The 16,813-nt window shown below is 39.7% G+C and carries 17 protein-coding genes; 4 read left to right on the forward strand and 13 right to left on the reverse strand.

The features are described from left to right. Nucleotides 1-140: 140 nt before the first annotated feature. The 8 genes from HNQ80_RS15430 to HNQ80_RS15465 all read right to left on the reverse strand — a co-directional run bounded on the left by HNQ80_RS15430 (nt 141) and on the right by HNQ80_RS15465 (nt 6,825). Complete coding sequence (locus HNQ80_RS15430; protein ID WP_184311576.1) at nt 141-656, reverse strand: NADH-quinone oxidoreductase subunit I; 516 nt, start codon at nt 654-656, stop codon at nt 141-143. After that, nucleotides 653-1,753, reverse strand: a complete 1,101-nt coding sequence (locus HNQ80_RS15435) for an NAD(P)/FAD-dependent oxidoreductase (protein WP_184311577.1) — start codon at nt 1,751-1,753, stop codon at nt 653-655. The genes HNQ80_RS15430 and HNQ80_RS15435 overlap by 4 nt, the downstream gene beginning before the upstream one ends. Continuing rightward, the gene (locus HNQ80_RS15440) at nt 1,746-2,075 is read right to left on the reverse strand and encodes a (2Fe-2S)-binding protein (RefSeq protein WP_184311578.1); all 330 of its coding nucleotides are present in this window, start codon (nt 2,073-2,075) and stop codon (nt 1,746-1,748) included. The genes HNQ80_RS15435 and HNQ80_RS15440 overlap by 8 nt, the downstream gene beginning before the upstream one ends. A gap of 27 nt (nt 2,076-2,102) precedes the next feature. Further along, a complete protein-coding gene (dapA, locus tag HNQ80_RS15445; protein ID WP_184311579.1) occupies nt 2,103-2,978 on the reverse strand; it encodes a 4-hydroxy-tetrahydrodipicolinate synthase in 876 nt (291 codons plus the stop codon). Nucleotides 2,979-3,029: 51 nt separating this feature from the next. Then, entirely contained in the window at nt 3,030-3,317 is a 288-nt protein-coding gene (locus tag HNQ80_RS15450) for a (2Fe-2S)-binding protein (protein ID WP_184311580.1), read from the reverse strand. After that, nucleotides 3,310-4,074: an FCD domain-containing protein gene (locus HNQ80_RS15455; RefSeq protein WP_184311581.1), complete on the reverse strand. Its 765-nt coding sequence runs from the start codon at nt 4,072-4,074 to the stop codon at nt 3,310-3,312. The genes HNQ80_RS15450 and HNQ80_RS15455 overlap by 8 nt, the downstream gene beginning before the upstream one ends. Nucleotides 4,075-4,155: 81 nt before the next feature. Further along, nucleotides 4,156-5,601: a sodium:solute symporter family protein gene (locus HNQ80_RS15460; RefSeq protein WP_184311582.1), complete on the reverse strand. Its 1,446-nt coding sequence runs from the start codon at nt 5,599-5,601 to the stop codon at nt 4,156-4,158. Nucleotides 5,602-5,631: 30 nt separating this feature from the next. After that, the gene (locus HNQ80_RS15465) at nt 5,632-6,825 is read right to left on the reverse strand and encodes an NAD(P)/FAD-dependent oxidoreductase (RefSeq protein ID WP_184311583.1); all 1,194 of its coding nucleotides are present in this window, start codon (nt 6,823-6,825) and stop codon (nt 5,632-5,634) included. 313 nt (nt 6,826-7,138) lie between these two features. Between HNQ80_RS15465 and HNQ80_RS15470 the strand changes: the two genes are divergently transcribed. Genes HNQ80_RS15470 through dapB form a run of 3 tightly spaced genes read left to right on the forward strand, consistent with a single transcriptional unit; the run spans nt 7,139 to nt 10,018 of the window. Further along, complete coding sequence (locus tag HNQ80_RS15470) at nt 7,139-8,149, forward strand: aspartate-semialdehyde dehydrogenase (protein WP_184311584.1); 1,011 nt, start codon at nt 7,139-7,141, stop codon at nt 8,147-8,149. Between the two features lie 12 nt (nt 8,150-8,161). Further along, on the forward strand, nt 8,162-9,226 hold the full coding sequence (locus HNQ80_RS15475) for an aspartate kinase (RefSeq protein ID WP_184311585.1): 1,065 nt from the start codon (nt 8,162-8,164) through the stop codon (nt 9,224-9,226). 24 nt (nt 9,227-9,250) lie between these two features. After that, nucleotides 9,251-10,018, forward strand: coding sequence for a 4-hydroxy-tetrahydrodipicolinate reductase (dapB, locus tag HNQ80_RS15480; RefSeq protein WP_184311586.1), 768 nt, complete (start codon nt 9,251-9,253; stop codon nt 10,016-10,018). Nucleotides 10,019-10,050: 32 nt separating this feature from the next. On the opposite strand, the gene hpt is transcribed toward dapB, so the two are convergent. Further along, the gene (hpt, locus tag HNQ80_RS15485) at nt 10,051-10,581 is read right to left on the reverse strand and encodes a hypoxanthine phosphoribosyltransferase (protein ID WP_184311587.1); all 531 of its coding nucleotides are present in this window, start codon (nt 10,579-10,581) and stop codon (nt 10,051-10,053) included. A 306-nt stretch (nt 10,582-10,887) separates the two neighbouring features. On the opposite strand from hpt, the gene HNQ80_RS15490 reads away from it, so the two are divergent. Next, complete coding sequence (locus tag HNQ80_RS15490) at nt 10,888-12,096, forward strand: CD0519/CD1768 family membrane protein (protein ID WP_330602894.1); 1,209 nt, start codon at nt 10,888-10,890, stop codon at nt 12,094-12,096. 42 nt (nt 12,097-12,138) lie between these two features. On the opposite strand, the gene HNQ80_RS15495 is transcribed toward HNQ80_RS15490, so the two are convergent. From HNQ80_RS15495 to HNQ80_RS15510, 4 genes are all read right to left on the reverse strand, one after another. Next, complete coding sequence (locus tag HNQ80_RS15495) at nt 12,139-13,434, reverse strand: L-cysteine desulfidase family protein (protein WP_330602895.1); 1,296 nt, start codon at nt 13,432-13,434, stop codon at nt 12,139-12,141. A gap of 124 nt (nt 13,435-13,558) precedes the next feature. Then, on the reverse strand, nt 13,559-15,358 hold the full coding sequence (locus HNQ80_RS15500; protein ID WP_184311588.1) for a sigma-54-dependent Fis family transcriptional regulator: 1,800 nt from the start codon (nt 15,356-15,358) through the stop codon (nt 13,559-13,561). A 47-nt stretch (nt 15,359-15,405) separates the two neighbouring features. Then, nucleotides 15,406-16,338 carry a 1-phosphofructokinase gene (gene pfkB, locus HNQ80_RS15505; protein WP_184311589.1) on the reverse strand — a complete coding sequence of 311 codons (933 nt, stop codon included), beginning with the start codon at nt 16,336-16,338 and terminating at the stop codon, nt 15,406-15,408. A gap of 242 nt (nt 16,339-16,580) precedes the next feature. Continuing rightward, the gene (locus HNQ80_RS15510) at nt 16,581-16,718 is read right to left on the reverse strand and encodes a hypothetical protein (RefSeq protein ID WP_184311680.1); all 138 of its coding nucleotides are present in this window, start codon (nt 16,716-16,718) and stop codon (nt 16,581-16,583) included. Between the last annotated feature and the right edge of the window lie 95 nt (nt 16,719-16,813).

The following is a 16,813-nucleotide window of genomic DNA, read 5'->3' on the forward strand; positions in this document are numbered from 1 at the left end:
CTTTTTTTAATGGGATAATATTCCACGTATGCACTTTAAGCCTAAAACCCCCATATCACATGGAATAATCCATGCAATCTGAGGGTTTTAAATTGGTCAAGATTAAATATTTTACTTAATGCAACACTAGAACTAGCGCACTAGCTTTTATTTTTTATCCTTTCCATACTGATCACTTCATCAAAGAAAATTTTAGGATATATCACACTTACGATGGCAGTTCGATCATTTTTCTTGCCGTTTTGAATACCTACCACAGTACCTGAACACACCTTTTCGCCTTTTCTCCCAACCAGTTGCACAATATCTCCTTTTTGAGGAAAGGGGAAGTATTCATAAGGAAAAGAGATCCGTGCCTCTTGCTCTGAATAGGTATAATCCTTTATATAGATCGCCAAGCCCGGGCAAGCAGCCACACAAAAACCACAACCAATGCACTTCTCAAAGTCTATCCTCGGAAGATTGGTAATGGGGCTACCTACGATAATTGCCCCTTTTTCGCAAGATGTTTCACATGGATTACAAGGTATTTCCTCAATACATTCAATTACTGCAATAGGACCTTTCATAAAATCTTCTCTTCGAGGAAAGGCAGCGGAATTTCTTAGCTCTTCTAAAGAAGGAGCACCTATCGTTTTCAAGCAGAATTCACTCATGATATCCTCTCCTTCCCTATAGCAAGAATTCTATCTTTGGCATCTTTTCTTTTTTGCCCAAACTGGCCACATCTTAAAGCATCTAAATGATGCCATACCTCACTGGTACGTCTCTCCTTTTCTTCATGGGTATAGTAGCCTAAATCAGCTGCAGCACTAATACCTGCCAGACGCCCCTCCTCCATAGCTGTACTAGCCTCTTCTACACCTGAGATATCACCAGCAATATAAATACCTTTCACACTGGATTCCATCTGATAATCATGAATTGGCACATGTCCGCCTAATTCTGATATGTAAGCAAATTTGCATCCTGCAATCCATACCAATTCAGCCAATGGAGTTAATCCCGTTGCCAAACATATCGTATCTACCTCTAAAACTTGCTCTGTGCCTGGTATAGGCTTCCATTCAGCATCTAGCGCAGTGATTTCCGCAGCTTCCACTCGCTGATCGCCAATGGCTCTCGTAATTGTATGGGATGTGTAGAAAGGTACACCCGCCCTTCTTACCTTTGCGGTATGCACCCCATATCCACCTAACTTTGGTGCAGCCTCAATGATTCCTACAACCTCTGCTCCAGCTTGCATTAATTGATAAGAAACAATTACTCCCACATTTCCAGAACCAACCATAAGAACTTTTTTCCCTGGCAGAACACGATGAGTATTGATCATGGTTTGCGCAGCACCAGCTCCCATGACACCTGGTAAGGTCCAACCCGAAAATTTTACTGCATTTTCAATAGCTCCTGATGCCACAATTATTCTTTCAGCATGAATATTTATCGATCTATCTTTATTACGGATTGCCCATATATTTCGATCTTGATCAATACCACAAACCTCTGTATCTAACCATACTTCAATGCCTAACGTCTTTGTTTCCTCAAGCAATTGTCTTCCTATATCTATCCCTCTTACACCTGCTTTATGAACTCTTGAACCAAAAAACTTATGGATTTGCTTAAAAAGCTGACCCCCTGGCTTAAGATTTTCATCTATAACCAAAACCTTTGCCCCTGCCTTTGCAGCTTCAATCGCTGCTGACAAACCCGCTGGCCCAGCCCCAATAACGGCAATAGGGACACTATTCACGGAGATCACCTCTTTTCCACTCCCCAACCCCCACTTGGGTTTCTATCACCATTCCATCTCGAACTGGGGTGATACAGGTTCTTATATTCGGGATCCCATCCACCGTCATAATACAATCCGTGCACCGGCCAATACCGCAATAAATCCCCCTAGGTTTATGATGATGTGCCGTATACCTGAAAATCTTGATATCATTTGCCAGTAGGGCTGCAGCAATCATTTCTCCTTCATAGGCTTGATAGGGCTTTCCATCTACAATGATGGTTACCTGTTCCTCACCTGCTGCTTTCCCCAAAATAGGATGTTCATAGATCCTTGTCATCTTCATTCATCCTTCCTTTCTGCATCTTTAAACAAGATCTAGCTTCCTCATGTGCCTTTGGATCTCAGCTTTTATCGATGGTTTTGCCGCAGTTAGCGGCATTCGGAGATCTCCCACGCGAATTCCCATCATGTTTAAAGCTGCCTTTACTGGGATAGGATTTGTTACAACAAATAATCCATTAAAAATGTCCAATAGCTGAAAATGGATCTCTGTAGCTCTTTCCGTATTTCCCCTTAAAAAGCTGTTGATCATTTCTTTCATTCTCGAACCAACCACATGGGATGCGACACTCACGACCCCATAAGCACCCACCGAAAGACTTGGAAGAGTCAATACATCCTCACCAGTGTATACAAGAAAATCATCGGGTGTTCGTTTCACCGCCTCAGATAGCTGAATTATATTTCCGCTGGCTTCTTTTAGTGCAACGATATTTTCAATCTTAGAAAGCCTTTCAATGGTTTCAGGACCTATATTGCATCCTGTTCTACCTGGAACATTATATAACATGATTGGAATTTCAACAGCTTCGGCTACAACTCTAAAGTGTTCAAACAAAGAGTCCTGATCAGGCTTATTATAATAAGGTGCCACAATCAAGAGTCCATCGACACCGCATGCCAAAGCTCTCTTAGCATTTTCGATGGTGGATGCTGTTGAATTTGTTCCAATACCTGCAATAACGGGTACGCTTATATTTTCTTTTATCTTGCAGAAAAGATTTTCCTTTTCTTCAGCTGTAAGCGTAGGCCCTTCACCCGTTGTTCCGCTAACCACCAAAGCTGTTGTTCCCTCCGCAACCAATCTATTTGCTAGTTCTACCGCTTGTTCGTAATTAACCTCCAGCTTTTCGTTAAAAGGAGTAACCATAGCAGTGATCAGCCTGCCCCAACTCTTCATGACTATTTCCCCCTTATACTTGTTTACCTCTATATTCAATAATTATAAGCATTATCGATTTTCAAATTTATCCCTATTCTCTATTTCACTGAAGATTCCCATTCTTATAGGCCGTACGGGTTGACGATAGGTAGAGGGTATAATATCTTTCAACGGTTTTCCCGTTTCCTCTGATAGAATACGTTCCACTAATCTTCTGCAGGTCCTACCTTGGCATAATCCCATACCAGATCGGGTCCAGCGTTTAATTTCATTTATCGTAGTAGCACCTTGCCGTATGGCCTCTCGGATTTGCTCCTCTGAAATTTCTTCACATCTACATATGATTTCATCATTCATTTTGTCTACCTCCATCTATGTTAGCGTGACCTTCGATAGCATATTCATCCCAATACATGGTAACATCTTGAATTAAGTTTTCTGTATGTTGGATCATACACCGCTCTGCCTCGTCAGCATCATGGTTTTTGATGGCATTGAGAATATCTCGATGAGACTTGGAGTAAGGTGATTTTACCTGAGTCCTCACATGTTCAAATAATTTTGACTGCTGTCCCATGGTAGAAATAATAGTATAAAGAGATTCTAGAACTGTGTTTCTAGAAGCCTTGGCAATAGCCTTATGAAAATCTATATCATCTTGGGCAATGCTGCTATGATTGGTAAAGTGATCTTCTTGACGTCTGAGTATGGACGCCATATACTCAATCTCCTGATCCGTACTATGCTGTGCTGCCAATCTTGCTGTCTCTCGCTCAATGGCTTTTCTAGCTTGGAGTACCATAATAAAATCTTCAAGGACTTTCGTATTGATCATCTTATCCAGTTCGTTCTTATGGAAGTTTATTTTTTCAATGGTTTTTGCATTTCGAATGGCCTCTAATCCTTTTTGGGTGATAACTCTCCCCTTAACACTCTCTTTCTCAACATAGCCTACCCTCTCCAGCCTGTTCAGAATCCTTCCTATGGTTGCAGAACTCGTATTTACAGATCTTTCCTCTAGCAGTTCAACAAGAAGCCATGACCCAATAGGTTCCTCTGAGGATGCAATACACTCCAATACAATTAGTTCTTTATCGTCCAATATTTGTTTCATATTCTTCCTCCAGTAAAAATGTTATATGTTGAGAAATGGCGATATGTATCGTCATTTCTCAACACCCTAATATTAGGCGAATTATACCGCTTCTCCTTCTTCTATTTTATTTTTATTTCTTGTAAAGCCAGATACTACCACAATCAGAACAGCCGAAATTACCAAAGCGATCAACATGCGATTCGGTCCCAATGCAGTCACCTGTGTTAAAACAGATCCTGTAACAATGCCTACCCTTGCTCCCCATGGTGTTACTTTACTGTTTTTCTTGCCCATCTCAAAAGCTTCATTCGTCCGCTCTTTCCATAACAAACCGACAAGAAGTAATGGAACTAGCCCTCCCCCAGCCATGGCGTAGGCTCTAGAGAATAGATCAATAATTGAGCTTGCATAGATAGCTGCCAAAGCCGCAAATATACCAATTACTATCGTTAAGCCTTTGGCATATTTAACAAGTTGTACATCGGTTGCTTCCTTGTTAAAGGGTTTAATCAAATCATTTACAATCAAAATGGATGCAGAGTTTAAGTTAGAATCTGCAGAAGACATGCCAGCTGCCAAAATTAATACAAAAATCATTGCTGAAATCCCTACGGGCACATAATTTAACATAAACCAAGGCATTGCATCATCTGGTTTTAATCCTTGGTTCAATGTTAATATTACCATTCCTATCAACGCGGTAAGCATTACCATGATAATTGCAATAATACCACTGTATAACAATCCATTTCTAGCAGTTTTACCATCTTTCGCAGAGAAGCATCTTTGCCAATAAATCTGTGCCACCAATATCCCCACACATCCAGTTACAAATTTCGTTATGAGTTCAAGAGTATTCCCACTTCCCATAGTCCAAAGCTCAGCCTTCCCTATTTCTGCAAGGCGTCCACCTAGCTCGGCCATGCTCCAGTTAACCGGCGAAAATGCATAAATGTAGAAAGCTGTACCAAATAATACCACCAATACTCCTTGCAATAGATCTGTCCAAACAACAGAATAAATACCACCCAATGTTGTATAAAGAATAAATACCCCTGAAAAGAACAATATGATTGGAATTGGATTTGCTCCTGTTACAATGTTAAAGATATTACCAAAGGCTTTTCCTTGGCCCCCTACCCATGCAATCATGATCATAGATGCTAAAATACCGCCAAGGGCCCTTGTAATTCTATCTCTTGTAATGAGATCATCAACCATTTCTGGGAATGTATTATAGGTAAATCTTCCTGCCAATCCTGCAAAGAAAAGCGCAAAAATAATTTTAGATCCTTGCTCACCTAAGATAAATGCCATCCAAGGAAGTCCCACAGAATATCCTTTGCCCGCATGGCCAACAAAGTTACCAACTCCCATGATTGTGGCAAACTGGGTAAAGAAAATCAGATACATTGGAAAGCTTTTACCGCCAATGGCGTAGTTAGAAAAGCTTGAGGATGCTGTGTCCTTTACCTTCCATGAGATCACCAAGAAAGCACCACAAAGTAATATGGTCAGCAACCACAATAATGTCCCTAAACTCATACTCAATCCCCCTTTATTTTAATTTGAGCATCAGGCAAATGCACATTCCACCTCCTCCTGCCTAAATCTCTCAAGCTTTAATTCTTCCATGTTATAATGGATGCTTTTATCATCGATTAAATCAGCAATCAATTTTCCTGTTACAGGTGCAAGGGCAATGCCATCACCTTCATGACCAGCAGCAATACAAAAGCCACTTCGATTTTCTACTTTTCCTAGGATTGCCTTTCCATCTTCGGTAGCAGGTCTAAAACCTGCAAAGGTGCGAATCAAATGAACTTTTGACAATATAGGAAAAAACTGTATAGCTTGATTTACAATCAATTGTATTGCCTTTGGGTTTGTACCTTTGTCAAATCCTGCCTCTTCTCTAGTGCTTCCAATAAGATAATTCCCGCAGGATGCCTGAGAGAGCGCGAAACCAATCCCTAACCTCTTGAATTCTTCTTTCTTTTCATCTGCCAACTCCGGCTTCAGTTTGGCGACAATATACTCGGCACTCCATACATTGGTATCTCCAAGCCTTGGTATCTGTTCTGTAATAACAACCTGCCCTTTTTTCGGTCGAATAGGAATATGAATATCTACCAGCCTCCCGATCTCCGGTGCCCACGCACCAGCAGCATTTACAATATATTCAGTTTCAACATATGTACCATCTTCAAGAACAAGCTTCCATCCACTGCTTTTCTGTTTAATTTCAGAAATATTCACATGCTTTCTAAGCTCTAGGCCCATGGCAGACCCTCTTGCCAAAAATCCACGCATCACCCTCAATGGATTCACTTGGGCATCTGTTGCACTATAGGTGGATGCCAAAATCCCCTGTCGAACATGGGGTTGTTTTCTATATACGTCTGATTGATCAATGATTTCTACATCTAAACCATAACACTTTTGCTTTTCAACATATTCTTCCATCACGCTAAGGTGTCGCTGATTCTCTATTAAAATCATACCTCCGCGACTTTCATATTCGATATCTATCCTCAGCTCCTTTGACATGATTTTATACATATTGAGGCTTTCGATGGCCATTTCCAATGAAATACCTAGCTTTTTTGACTGAAGAAGAATCATATCATCACAGGCTCCTGAAGCACCGCTGCCTATTTCATTTTTTTCAATTATCATTACTTTTTTTCGGCGTTTCAACAACTGATAGGCTATGGACAATCCGACAATGCCTCCTCCAACCACTACAACATCATAATTCTTTCTCATAATAAATAATCCCCTTTCATTTGAATTGTCCTTTAGCTACTCATCATATGATGAGTAGTATATCTTAATGATAAACGCTTTCGGTTTTCTGTGTCAATATATTTTTAAAATATTCTGAATTATTTTTTAGTATATATTGTTTATTCATTTCAAGTCAATAATTATTCAAAATATTCTATTATATCTTTTTGATTGTTCTATACTCATTTTTATGAAATGATATTGACTTTCAGAATATTAAAATAATATAATGATAAAAAAGCTACTCACCACATGATGAGTAGTATGAATATATTTTAAAGGGGGATGTTCCATGAAAAGTTATCGTATCGCCATCGTAGGAGCTTTGGGAGCCGTAGGACAAGAGATGTTAAAAATTCTCGATCAGCGTAAATTTCCTTTTGAAACCATTAAGCTGCTCGATATTCCTTCCAATGCAGGTACAATGGTACCTTTTGGCAATGATTATCTAATCGTTGAAGCTGCCAAGAAAGGCGCCTTCTCCAATGTGGATATTGCTCTTTTTTCAGCTGGAGGAGATGCTAGCCAAGAGCTTGCGCCTATTGCCATAAACGAAGGGGCCATTGTGATAGATAATAGCAGCGCTTGGAGGATGGATCCAACTGTTCCTTTGGTTGTACCTGAAGTAAATCCTGAGGATGTAGACTGGCATAAAGGCTTAATAGCTAACCCTAACTGCTCTACGATTCAGATGCTGGTAGCCCTTAAGCCTATACATGATATCTTTCAGATTCAGCGTGTTGTCGTGTCTACCTACCAAGCAGTATCAGGTACAGGCCAAAAAGCCATTGATGAGCTTCGTCAACAAGCAGAATGCTATGTGACAGGTAAGGACATCATTCCTCAGGTCTATCCTTATCAAATCGGCTTTAATGCATTACCTCATATCGATGTGTTTCAAGAGAATGGTTATACAAAAGAAGAAATGAAAATGGTCAATGAAACAAAAAAAATACTAGATAATAATGTTCAGGTTAGCGCAACCACTGTTCGAATCCCTGTATTCCGAGGTCATTCCGAATCAGCGAATATTGAAACAAAGAAGGCTTTTGATATGGATGAAATTTACACCATTCTGCGAAATGCCCCTGGTATTCAGGTGATAGATGATCCTGGGAATCACGTATACCCCCTTCCCATTTTGGCTGAGGGTAAGGATGATGTTTTTGTTGGTAGAATTCGTAAGGACTTCACCATCGAAAATGGACTAAATCTATGGATTGTATCTGATAACCTAAGAAAAGGCGCAGCCTTAAATGCTGTACAAATTGCTGAGACCCTCATACAAAGAAGTTTAATATGAGGGGTGGTTGCAATGGCTGTGATTGTTCTTAAGTTTGGAGGTACTTCGTTACATACTGCAGAAGCTCGAGAAGCACTACTTCGCCAAGTACAGCAGTGCAAAATGGAGGGCAATGATATGGTAGTGGTTGTATCCGCCATGGGGCGATCGGGTGATCCTTATGCCACAGATACATTAATTTCTATATTATCCAATGTACACAAAGAAGTTGATGGAAAGAAGAAGGACCTTGCCATTTCCTGTGGTGAAACAATTTCAGCAGCTTTGGTAGCCCACTTGCTGGATGTTCATGGTTTACCCAGTGTCGCCCTTACAGGCTTCCAAGCAGGCATTATAACCAACAATGACTTTGGCAATAGTGAAATCCTTCATATTGATACAAAGAATATTTGCAGGTATTTAGATACAAATAAGATCGTTGTTGTTGCAGGTTTTCAGGGCATGACCAAAGATGGAGAGATTACTACCCTCGGCCGAGGCGGCAGCGATACCAGTGCTGTTACCCTAGGAGGATATCTTGGTGCAGAGAGGGTGGATATCTTTACAGATGTTCCTGGAATCGCATTGGTTGATCCCCGGATCATTCCAAACCCATACTTTTTAGAATATATTTCCTATGATAACATGTATAAGCTGGCTTCCAGCGGCACAAAGGTTATTCATCCGAGGGCCGTTTTAGCAGCAAAAAAATTTCAAATTCCAGTAAGGGTTCGGTCCACTTTTTCTAGCGGTATGGGTACGTTAATCTCTGAAAAAGATGAAGATACACCCTACCCCTTCATCGGAATTTCCGCTGACAAAGATATCCCATGCATCCAGGGCATCTCTCCCTCTGAATATGACAGGCTAGGCAGGATATCCGTATTTTTTCGTCAAGGAGCAACCGATCAGTCGGATAAACTAAAAAATCTAATCCTAGAAATAACCTCTCAAGCCTTCGATTATTCCTCTGGAGAAGATTATATTTCTATCTTACTGTTGAAAGACCACATTTCACATGCCATTCAACAAATCTATATGCTCGCTTATGAACAAGATGGTTCTCGAGACTTATGTTGTCCATCCAAATCTTCATAGATTTAGTAGAAAGGAGAGAGTTATTTGATACAAATTATTCTAAATGGATGTAATGGAAGCATGGGAAGGGTTGTCAGCCAATTTATTGCCGAGACAACAGATATGACTGTGGTTGCCGACATCGACAGGAGCCCTAATAAACAAACGAATACCTATCCTGTTTATAACCATATCTCTAACTGTAAGGAGCGAGGTGATCTCCTCATAGATTTTTCCCACCATAGCCTTTTACCAGGTCTTATTCAGTATTGCCGCACTACCCATACTCCCCTTCTCACGGCTACTTCTGGTTTTACTGAAAAAGATTATAGGGAGCTGGAGGCTGCTTCTCAAGAGATACCCATATTTCAATCAACTAATTTTTCTTTAGGTATTAACTTACTTATAGCGCTTACTTGCTACGCAGCCAAGTCCTTGGACGAAAATTTTAATATCGAAATACTTGAAAAATATCATAACAAGAAGATTGATGCTCCTAGCGGAACCACTTTGACGATTGCGGATGCTGTAAAAAAAGCAAACCATGAAGAGGCAGATTTCATATATGGCAGGCATGGAAGAACAGAAGTCCGTAAGAATACGGATATCGGTATACATTCTATACGAGGAGGAACTTATATAGGAGAACATACCGTTATTTTCGCAGGGATGGATGAAATCATTGAATTGAAACATGTGGCATTATCCAAGAATATTTTTGCCCTAGGTGCCTTAACCTGTAGTCGATTTTTGGTTCATCAAGAAACTGGCTTATACCATATGAAAGATCTTTTAGCTTTATCAAAACAATAGAAAGCCAATAGCAAATGCTATTGGCTTTCTTCTTAATCTACAAAGGCAAACACATAAGGTACATTTCTGTAATAATCTCCATAGTTCAGTCCATATCCTACGATGAACTTATCTGGGATCGTAAAGCCTACATAATCAGCTTCTAATTCTGTTTGTCTTCTAGAAGGCTTGTCCAATAGGACGCAGGATTTAATGCTAGCTGGTTTCTTTGCAGCTAGATGTTCCATCACAAATTTCATGGTTAATCCTGAATCTGCAATATCATCTACCACAAGTACATCATATCCCTCTAAAGCATCCTTTAAATCATAAAGGATCTTCACATGCCCTGATGATTCTTCTCCATGACCGTAGCTGGCCGTGGCCATAAATTCAATTTTTACCGGCGCGTCGATGGCTCGTACCAAATCCGCTGTAAAAATAAAGCTTCCTTTTAATAAAGACACCACAAGAATTTTCTTCCCTGCATAATCTTCAGCAATTTGTTTACCCATTTCCATGACTCTTTGTCGAATATCCTCCTGGGTAAAGAGAACCTCTTTTTTCTTTTTTTCTATATCCATGACTAGTAATCCCTCCAATATCTATAGTATGTAAGAACTTGTAATGACCATATAATTATAAATATTCTAATGCAAATCAATTTCTTTGTCAAATAGAATCCCCAAACAAATCCTTCATTATTAGTTAATTCCCGGTTTTTTATTCTAAACACGCTGGACAAATTTCTGCTAATTATTACATTTTTTTAAGATCTATTTCCTATTTCCTTCATTGAAACTCGTATACTGGCATAGTAAAATGTAGTGGTATGTAAACGTTTTCTCAAAATTGATACTATATTCTATTGAATCAGATGGAGGTATAAGATGAAATCTATGGTCAGCACAGATGAAAGTTACCAATACACCACCAATCGTAAAAAATCAGTATCTATGGAAACCTATGTTTTTCTCTTTGTATGCGTAGTCGGTTTCGGTTATCTTATCTCAAAAATGGGTGTCGGTATCATGTTTAATATCATTATGTATACCGCTCATGACCTATTGCTAAACACTGTTTTCTTTATCATGGCAATTGCAGTACTGGCCGGTGCCTTTGCTGCTCTTTTATCTGAATTCGGTATTGTAGCCCTGATCAACAAAATCATTTCTCCAATTATGGGACCCTTATATGGGTTGCCTGGCGCTGCTTCCATCGGAGCCATCACCACCTATCTTTCTGATAATCCCGCAATTATTTCTCTAGCCAAAGACAAAGGGTTTTCAAAATACTTTAAAAATTATCAAACTCCAGCTCTTTGTAATCTTGGAACAGCTTTTGGTATGGGACTAATCCTAACCACCTTTATGATTAGTTTAGGGAATGGTACTGAATTCATCGCTCCAGCAATCATCGGTAATATTGCTGCAATCATTGGAAGTATTATTAGTGTTCGTTTAATGATTCGCCACACAAAGAATTATTTTCATGATCAAAACGATCCTGAAGGCAGCCTTTCTCCTGACCAAGATGATTTTCTAAACTACAGAGACGTTCGCCCCGGCAGCATCTTTGAAAGGGCTTTGGATGCCGTACTGGAGGGCGGAAAAAACGGTGTGGAAATGGGTCTTGCCATCGTTCCGGGTGTAATATTCATCTGTACAATTGTTATGATCCTTACCTTTGGCCCTAGCGAGGTAAACCATGGTGTTTCTGTCTATAAAGGTGTGGCCTACGAGGGTGTAGCCATTCTGCCCAAGGTTGGACAATTCCTTGCTCCTATTCTAAAACCTCTCTTTGGATTTAAGAGTGTAGAAGCCATTGCATTTCCAATTACCTCTTTAGGCTCCGTGGGCGCAGCTTTAGGCTTGGTTACAAAATTCTTAAAAGAAGGCTTGATTGGTCCTAATGATATTGCCGTATTCACAGCCATGGGTATGTGTTGGAGTGGTTACCTGAGCACCCATGTAGGGATGATGGACGCCCTAGGTGTAAGAAAATTAGCCAATAAAGCAATTATCAGCCATACCATAGGTGGTATTTTTGCTGGTATCACAGCCCATTATTTATATCTGATCTATCAACTTATTAACTAGTCAAACAGAAACAGGAGCGGCACTGTATTGCCGCTCCTGTTTCTATAATGCCACCTGCATTTCCTTCATTATTTTCAAGATGACTGTATCTGTACTGCCCATGCCATCCTGCCCCAATTTTCCCAGATTCTCAATGGTTTCCTCTGCAGTTTCAGCCACTATCCCATTCTTGGCTGGTACGATCTTATTTCCTAAAGCTAGGATTGCAGATTGAACCGCAGTAGATGCCGCTGTCGCCAGTTTCAATGCACATCCCACCTTTGCACCATCACAAATCATACCACTAATGTTGGCGATCATGTTTTTGATCACCCCATCCATTTGTTTATGGTTGGCTCCCATTAACCATGCAATGGCCACAGCCGCACCAGTTGACGAGGCAACACCACATCCACATAAAGCAGAAAGCCTACCTATGTGGTGCTTAATATAGCCATTGATCATGTGGCTCATGGCCAAGGCCTTGGCCAATTTTTCTTCACTTACAGCGTACTTATTTCGATAGGCTACGATGGGCAAAATCGTAGTCAGCCCATTGTTTCCACTCCCATTACTGCTCATCACAGGCATTGAAAACCCAGACATCCTGGCATCTGCACCAGCAGCCGTCAACATCATAGCTTGATTCATCAAATCATCCGATAGAATGCCATTTTTTATACTCTGATAAAGACCGCTTCCCACACCCATGCCCATATCTTGATCTAGAGCAGCTTGTGCAATTCTTTCATTCATGTCCAATCCTTCCAAAAGAAATTCAATCTGATAATACGATAGATTTTCTATCCCAAGTATAATGTCACGAATGCTGAAATCATATATTTGCTGTTCTCCTTGAGATGCTTCTACCGCTGCCAAATGCTTATTGAATGTTTCTTGCCCATCGATTCTAATAGAAGCAAATTGATTATGTCGTTCTCTGATAACGACTTCTACCATGCCAGCATCAGCTTTCAAACAAACCTCAACGTAAATTTTTTCACAGGTGTCTTTCATGCCTACAGAAATTTTATTTCGTTCTAGCAGTTTCTTTGCGGCGCCTACTTCATGGATTGTCAATCCTTCCAAAATTCTTAGGTCCTTCTCACTTTTACCCCCAACAATACCAAGAGCAGCAGCTATTTCTAGCCCTACTTCTCCTGTATTTGGAATCCCTACGCACATGCCGTTTTTGTAAATATTTGGACTAACTAAGATCTTTACTTCTTCTAATTCTTCGTAAAGCAATAACTCTCTAGCCTTTGCACAGGCTAATGCCACGGCAACCGGCTCCGTGCAGCCCATAGCTGGCACAACTTCTCTTTTAAGGGTATCTAAAATAAGATTTTCTAGTTCCACGAAGCACCTCCATCAAATTTTCATACTAATGAAAGAAGCAATATATGTGCCAAAAATCACATACATAATTTCGTAGATTTCTACTTTTTTATCTCATTTTGAGATAAAAATCTCAAAAACAATCTCAAAACGAGACATTCGTCTCACTTTGAGATTGTTTCAATTGATACTCTTTTAGCTTTCGATATAAAGTGGCTCGACTAAGGCCTAATAGTTCAGCTGCTTTATCCATAGATTGCTTAGATCCCTCACACAACTTTAGTGCTTTTTCGATCTCCCTATATTCCAGTTCTCGAATCGTCATAACCCTCGTATCAGCGTTACTCTGCTCTTGATTTTCCCTGTTCTTTAATCGTTTCGGAAGATCTTCTTCTGAAATCTGATTTTGGCTGCACATGTTTACAGCATACTCAATGGTATTCTCTAATTCCCGAACATTTCCAGGCCATTGATAATTCTGTAGTATCCTCAAAGCCCCGGTTTGTATCCCTTCAACCCTTTTTCCAAGCTTATGGTTACATTTCCGTAGTAAATTGCCCACAAGGATATCAACATCCTCCATTCGATCTCGTAAGGAAGGAATATTTAAAGGAATCACATTTAAACGATAATACAGATCCTTTCGAAACTCCCCTTCCATTACCTTTTGTTCTAAATTCTTATTGGTTGCTGCGATGATACGAACATCAATAGGTATATACTCTCTTCCTCCAATTTTTTCGATCACATTTTCTTGCAATACCCGGAGGAGCTTTGCCTGTAAATGCAGCGGCATGTCTCCAATCTCATCTAAAAAAATAGTTCCTTTGTTTGCTAGCTCAAATTTTCCCGCTTTCCCACCTCTTTTTGCTCCTGTAAATGCTCCCTCCTCGTAGCCGAAAAGCTCGCTTTCTAAGAGCTGCTCAGGTATAGCAGCACAATTGATCGGAATAAAAGGTCTCCTTCTGCGGCTGCCTTGGAAATGAATTGCCCTTGCAAACAATTCCTTACCTGTTCCACTCTCCCCTTGGATCAGAATAGTAGATGGAGATTCCGCAGCCTTTTGTGCTTCTTCCTTTGCTCTTGCCATACCCTCGCTTTCTCCAATGATATGGTGAAATTTTGTTTCAATGGCACTTCCTATCACATCGTTCACCACATTTAAAGCCTCTGAAATATTGCTGAAGGTAAATACATAACCTACAGTGTCCATACCAACAATAATGGGATTGATCCCGTAGATACCGCGAACACGGTAAGCCCCTTTTTTATAACTAAATTCCCTATTCTTTATAGAAATATTCCGCATCTTTAGATCATAAAAGTCGATTTCACCCAGTATCTCATCTATGTTTCTATGGATCACACTTTTTTCATCCAATCGAAACAATTGGGCTGCCTTCAAGTTAAAATGCATAATTTTACCTACAGCATCCACAGCGATAATACCGCGGTCTACAGCGTCCAATACAATCTCTAATTCTCTTGCCAGTAGTTTAATTTTCTCCGTCTTTTCTTCTTCCATCAATTTTGAAGCAATCAAATCTGCCATCCTATGTAGAAATGCCATCAAATTCTCTTGATTGTTCACTATCGATTTTTTTTGAGTCTCTTCAAAAGCAATCAAACCAATAACACCCACAGTTTCATGATATACCTTGATAGGACAACATACCTGGGCATGTTCTTTACACTGATGCTGATCCTCACATTGCTTACAAGCCATATGATTCCTGGGATTATCTATGATGAATCCCTCTCCTTGCCTCAGGGCAAATCCAAAAACTGAATTTCTGCTGACTTTTGTTCCGATATGGTCGCCATAGCATCCTGTGGCCGCTATGCGGTTCAATTCACAATCTACAATGGTAACATCCACATTGATTACACTGGCTATGACTTCTGCAATTTTTTGAACACTAGCAGTAATACGCATCAAGTTCATTTTATTTCACCCTTTCGACAGTATAGTTATTAAAAAAGACTGGATTATTAATCCAGTCTTTTAAGCTTCGTCTCTTGATAAAATTTTTCTACGATTTCTGGATCAATATGGCCAATTTGCCTTTCCATAGCATTCGCTGTCCCTGCAGCGACTGCCAGTTTAAATGCGTCAGGTAGATCTCTCTTCCTAAAAAGGGCCACCGCACATCCAGCGACAAAAGCATCTCCACACCCCACTGTATTCACAGCTGAAATCTTGGGGGCACAGATCTTGTAGACCCCATCCTTTGTGGTAAAAATAGCTCCCTTATCTCCTAAAGAAATCGCTACGACCTCTATGCCCTGCTTGCATATGTATTTTGATTCATAAACAATCTTATATTCACTATCTAAATCATAACCAACCAATTCTTTTAACTCATGGAGATTCGGTTTAATCATGAAGGGTTTTGCCTTAATTGCTTCTACCAAATAACTTCCACAAGCATCGATTATCATTTTTACATTATTATCCCGAGCAATTTTAACCATGTCTCCATAGATGGTCTTAGGTAGACCTGGTGGTACGCTACCGGAGGCAATCATAATTTCACTATATTTTAATGTTTTCACAAATTCTTTTACAAAAGCATTTAACTCTTTCTTGGTTACTGCGGGACCTTTTTCACTAAGAAAGGTTTCCGTATTGTTAACAGGATCAACAATAGCGGTGAATACCCTAGTGGCTTCATTAATCCATACAAAGGATGTCGATATATTTAGTTTATCTAATTCCTCCTGTACAAACTTGCCTGTGACGCCACCTAAAAGACCTGTGGCATTTACCTTTTCCCCCAACATGGCTGCTACTCGCGCTACGTTCAGACCTTTGCCACCAGCGGAGACCTTCACGTCATCCACCATATATCTGGTATTCGGTTGGAAATTATTAATCACGTAAGCCCTGTCAATAGCAGGATTTAAGGTTACCGTAGTAATCATGGAATCCCCTTCTTTACAAAACAAATTCAAAAAAGAAAACTTAACGTATTTCTTCGACGTAAAACGGCATAAATCTATTATATACGCATCTTATCTACTTTGCAAAGATTTTTTGTTTTTATAATACTGAATACGATCATGTTTGTCCATTAAAAAAACTTCTTTCATTTGGTATCTCATGGATATTCTATAAAATTTCAATCATCGATGGAATATGCTAAAATACCCATTTTTCATCGGTCTTATAGCTTATCCCTTGCTTGAAGAGTTCTTAAAATATCTTTTATCTCTTTCAAGAGTATAATAATTCTGTTTAATGAATACTGCATGGTAATCAATATAATAAAAAAGATTACAACACAAATCAGTATATAATTCATTATCATTTCCTCCTAAGTATCTTTAACCCCATTATAATTCATTTCTAATTTCTCATCAATTAAAAATCGGTATAACACCACAGCAGCTTAGAATA

It is taken from the genome of Anaerosolibacter carboniphilus, assembly GCF_014205875.1.
GTDB lineage: Bacteria > Bacillota > Clostridia > Peptostreptococcales > Thermotaleaceae > Anaerosolibacter > Anaerosolibacter carboniphilus.

Excerpts from the sequence above, each read along its gene's own strand:
- HNQ80_RS15430 (WP_184311576.1), bottom strand. The coding sequence starts at position 656 with ATGAGTGAATTCTGCTTGAAAACGATAGGTGCTCCTTCTTTAGAAGAG.
- HNQ80_RS15440 (WP_184311578.1), bottom strand. The coding sequence starts at position 2,075 with ATGACAAGGATCTATGAACATCCTATTTTGGGGAAAGCAGCAGGTGAG.
- dapA (WP_184311579.1), bottom strand. The coding sequence starts at position 2,978 with ATGAAGAGTTGGGGCAGGCTGATCACTGCTATGGTTACTCCTTTTAAC.
- HNQ80_RS15450 (WP_184311580.1), bottom strand. The coding sequence starts at position 3,317 with ATGAATGATGAAATCATATGTAGATGTGAAGAAATTTCAGAGGAGCAA.
- HNQ80_RS15455 (WP_184311581.1), bottom strand. The coding sequence starts at position 4,074 with ATGAAACAAATATTGGACGATAAAGAACTAATTGTATTGGAGTGTATT.
- HNQ80_RS15460 (WP_184311582.1), bottom strand. The coding sequence starts at position 5,601 with ATGAGTTTAGGGACATTATTGTGGTTGCTGACCATATTACTTTGTGGT.
- HNQ80_RS15465 (WP_184311583.1), bottom strand. The coding sequence starts at position 6,825 with ATGAGAAAGAATTATGATGTTGTAGTGGTTGGAGGAGGCATTGTCGGA.
- HNQ80_RS15470 (WP_184311584.1), top strand. The coding sequence starts at position 7,139 with ATGAAAAGTTATCGTATCGCCATCGTAGGAGCTTTGGGAGCCGTAGGA.
- HNQ80_RS15475 (WP_184311585.1), top strand. The coding sequence starts at position 8,162 with ATGGCTGTGATTGTTCTTAAGTTTGGAGGTACTTCGTTACATACTGCA.
- hpt (WP_184311587.1), bottom strand. The coding sequence starts at position 10,581 with ATGGATATAGAAAAAAAGAAAAAAGAGGTTCTCTTTACCCAGGAGGAT.
- HNQ80_RS15490 (WP_330602894.1), top strand. The coding sequence starts at position 10,888 with ATGAAATCTATGGTCAGCACAGATGAAAGTTACCAATACACCACCAAT.
- HNQ80_RS15500 (WP_184311588.1), bottom strand. The coding sequence starts at position 15,358 with ATGAACTTGATGCGTATTACTGCTAGTGTTCAAAAAATTGCAGAAGTC.
- pfkB (WP_184311589.1), bottom strand. The coding sequence starts at position 16,338 with ATGATTACTACGGTAACCTTAAATCCTGCTATTGACAGGGCTTACGTG.
- HNQ80_RS15510 (WP_184311680.1), bottom strand. The coding sequence starts at position 16,718 with ATGAATTATATACTGATTTGTGTTGTAATCTTTTTTATTATATTGATT.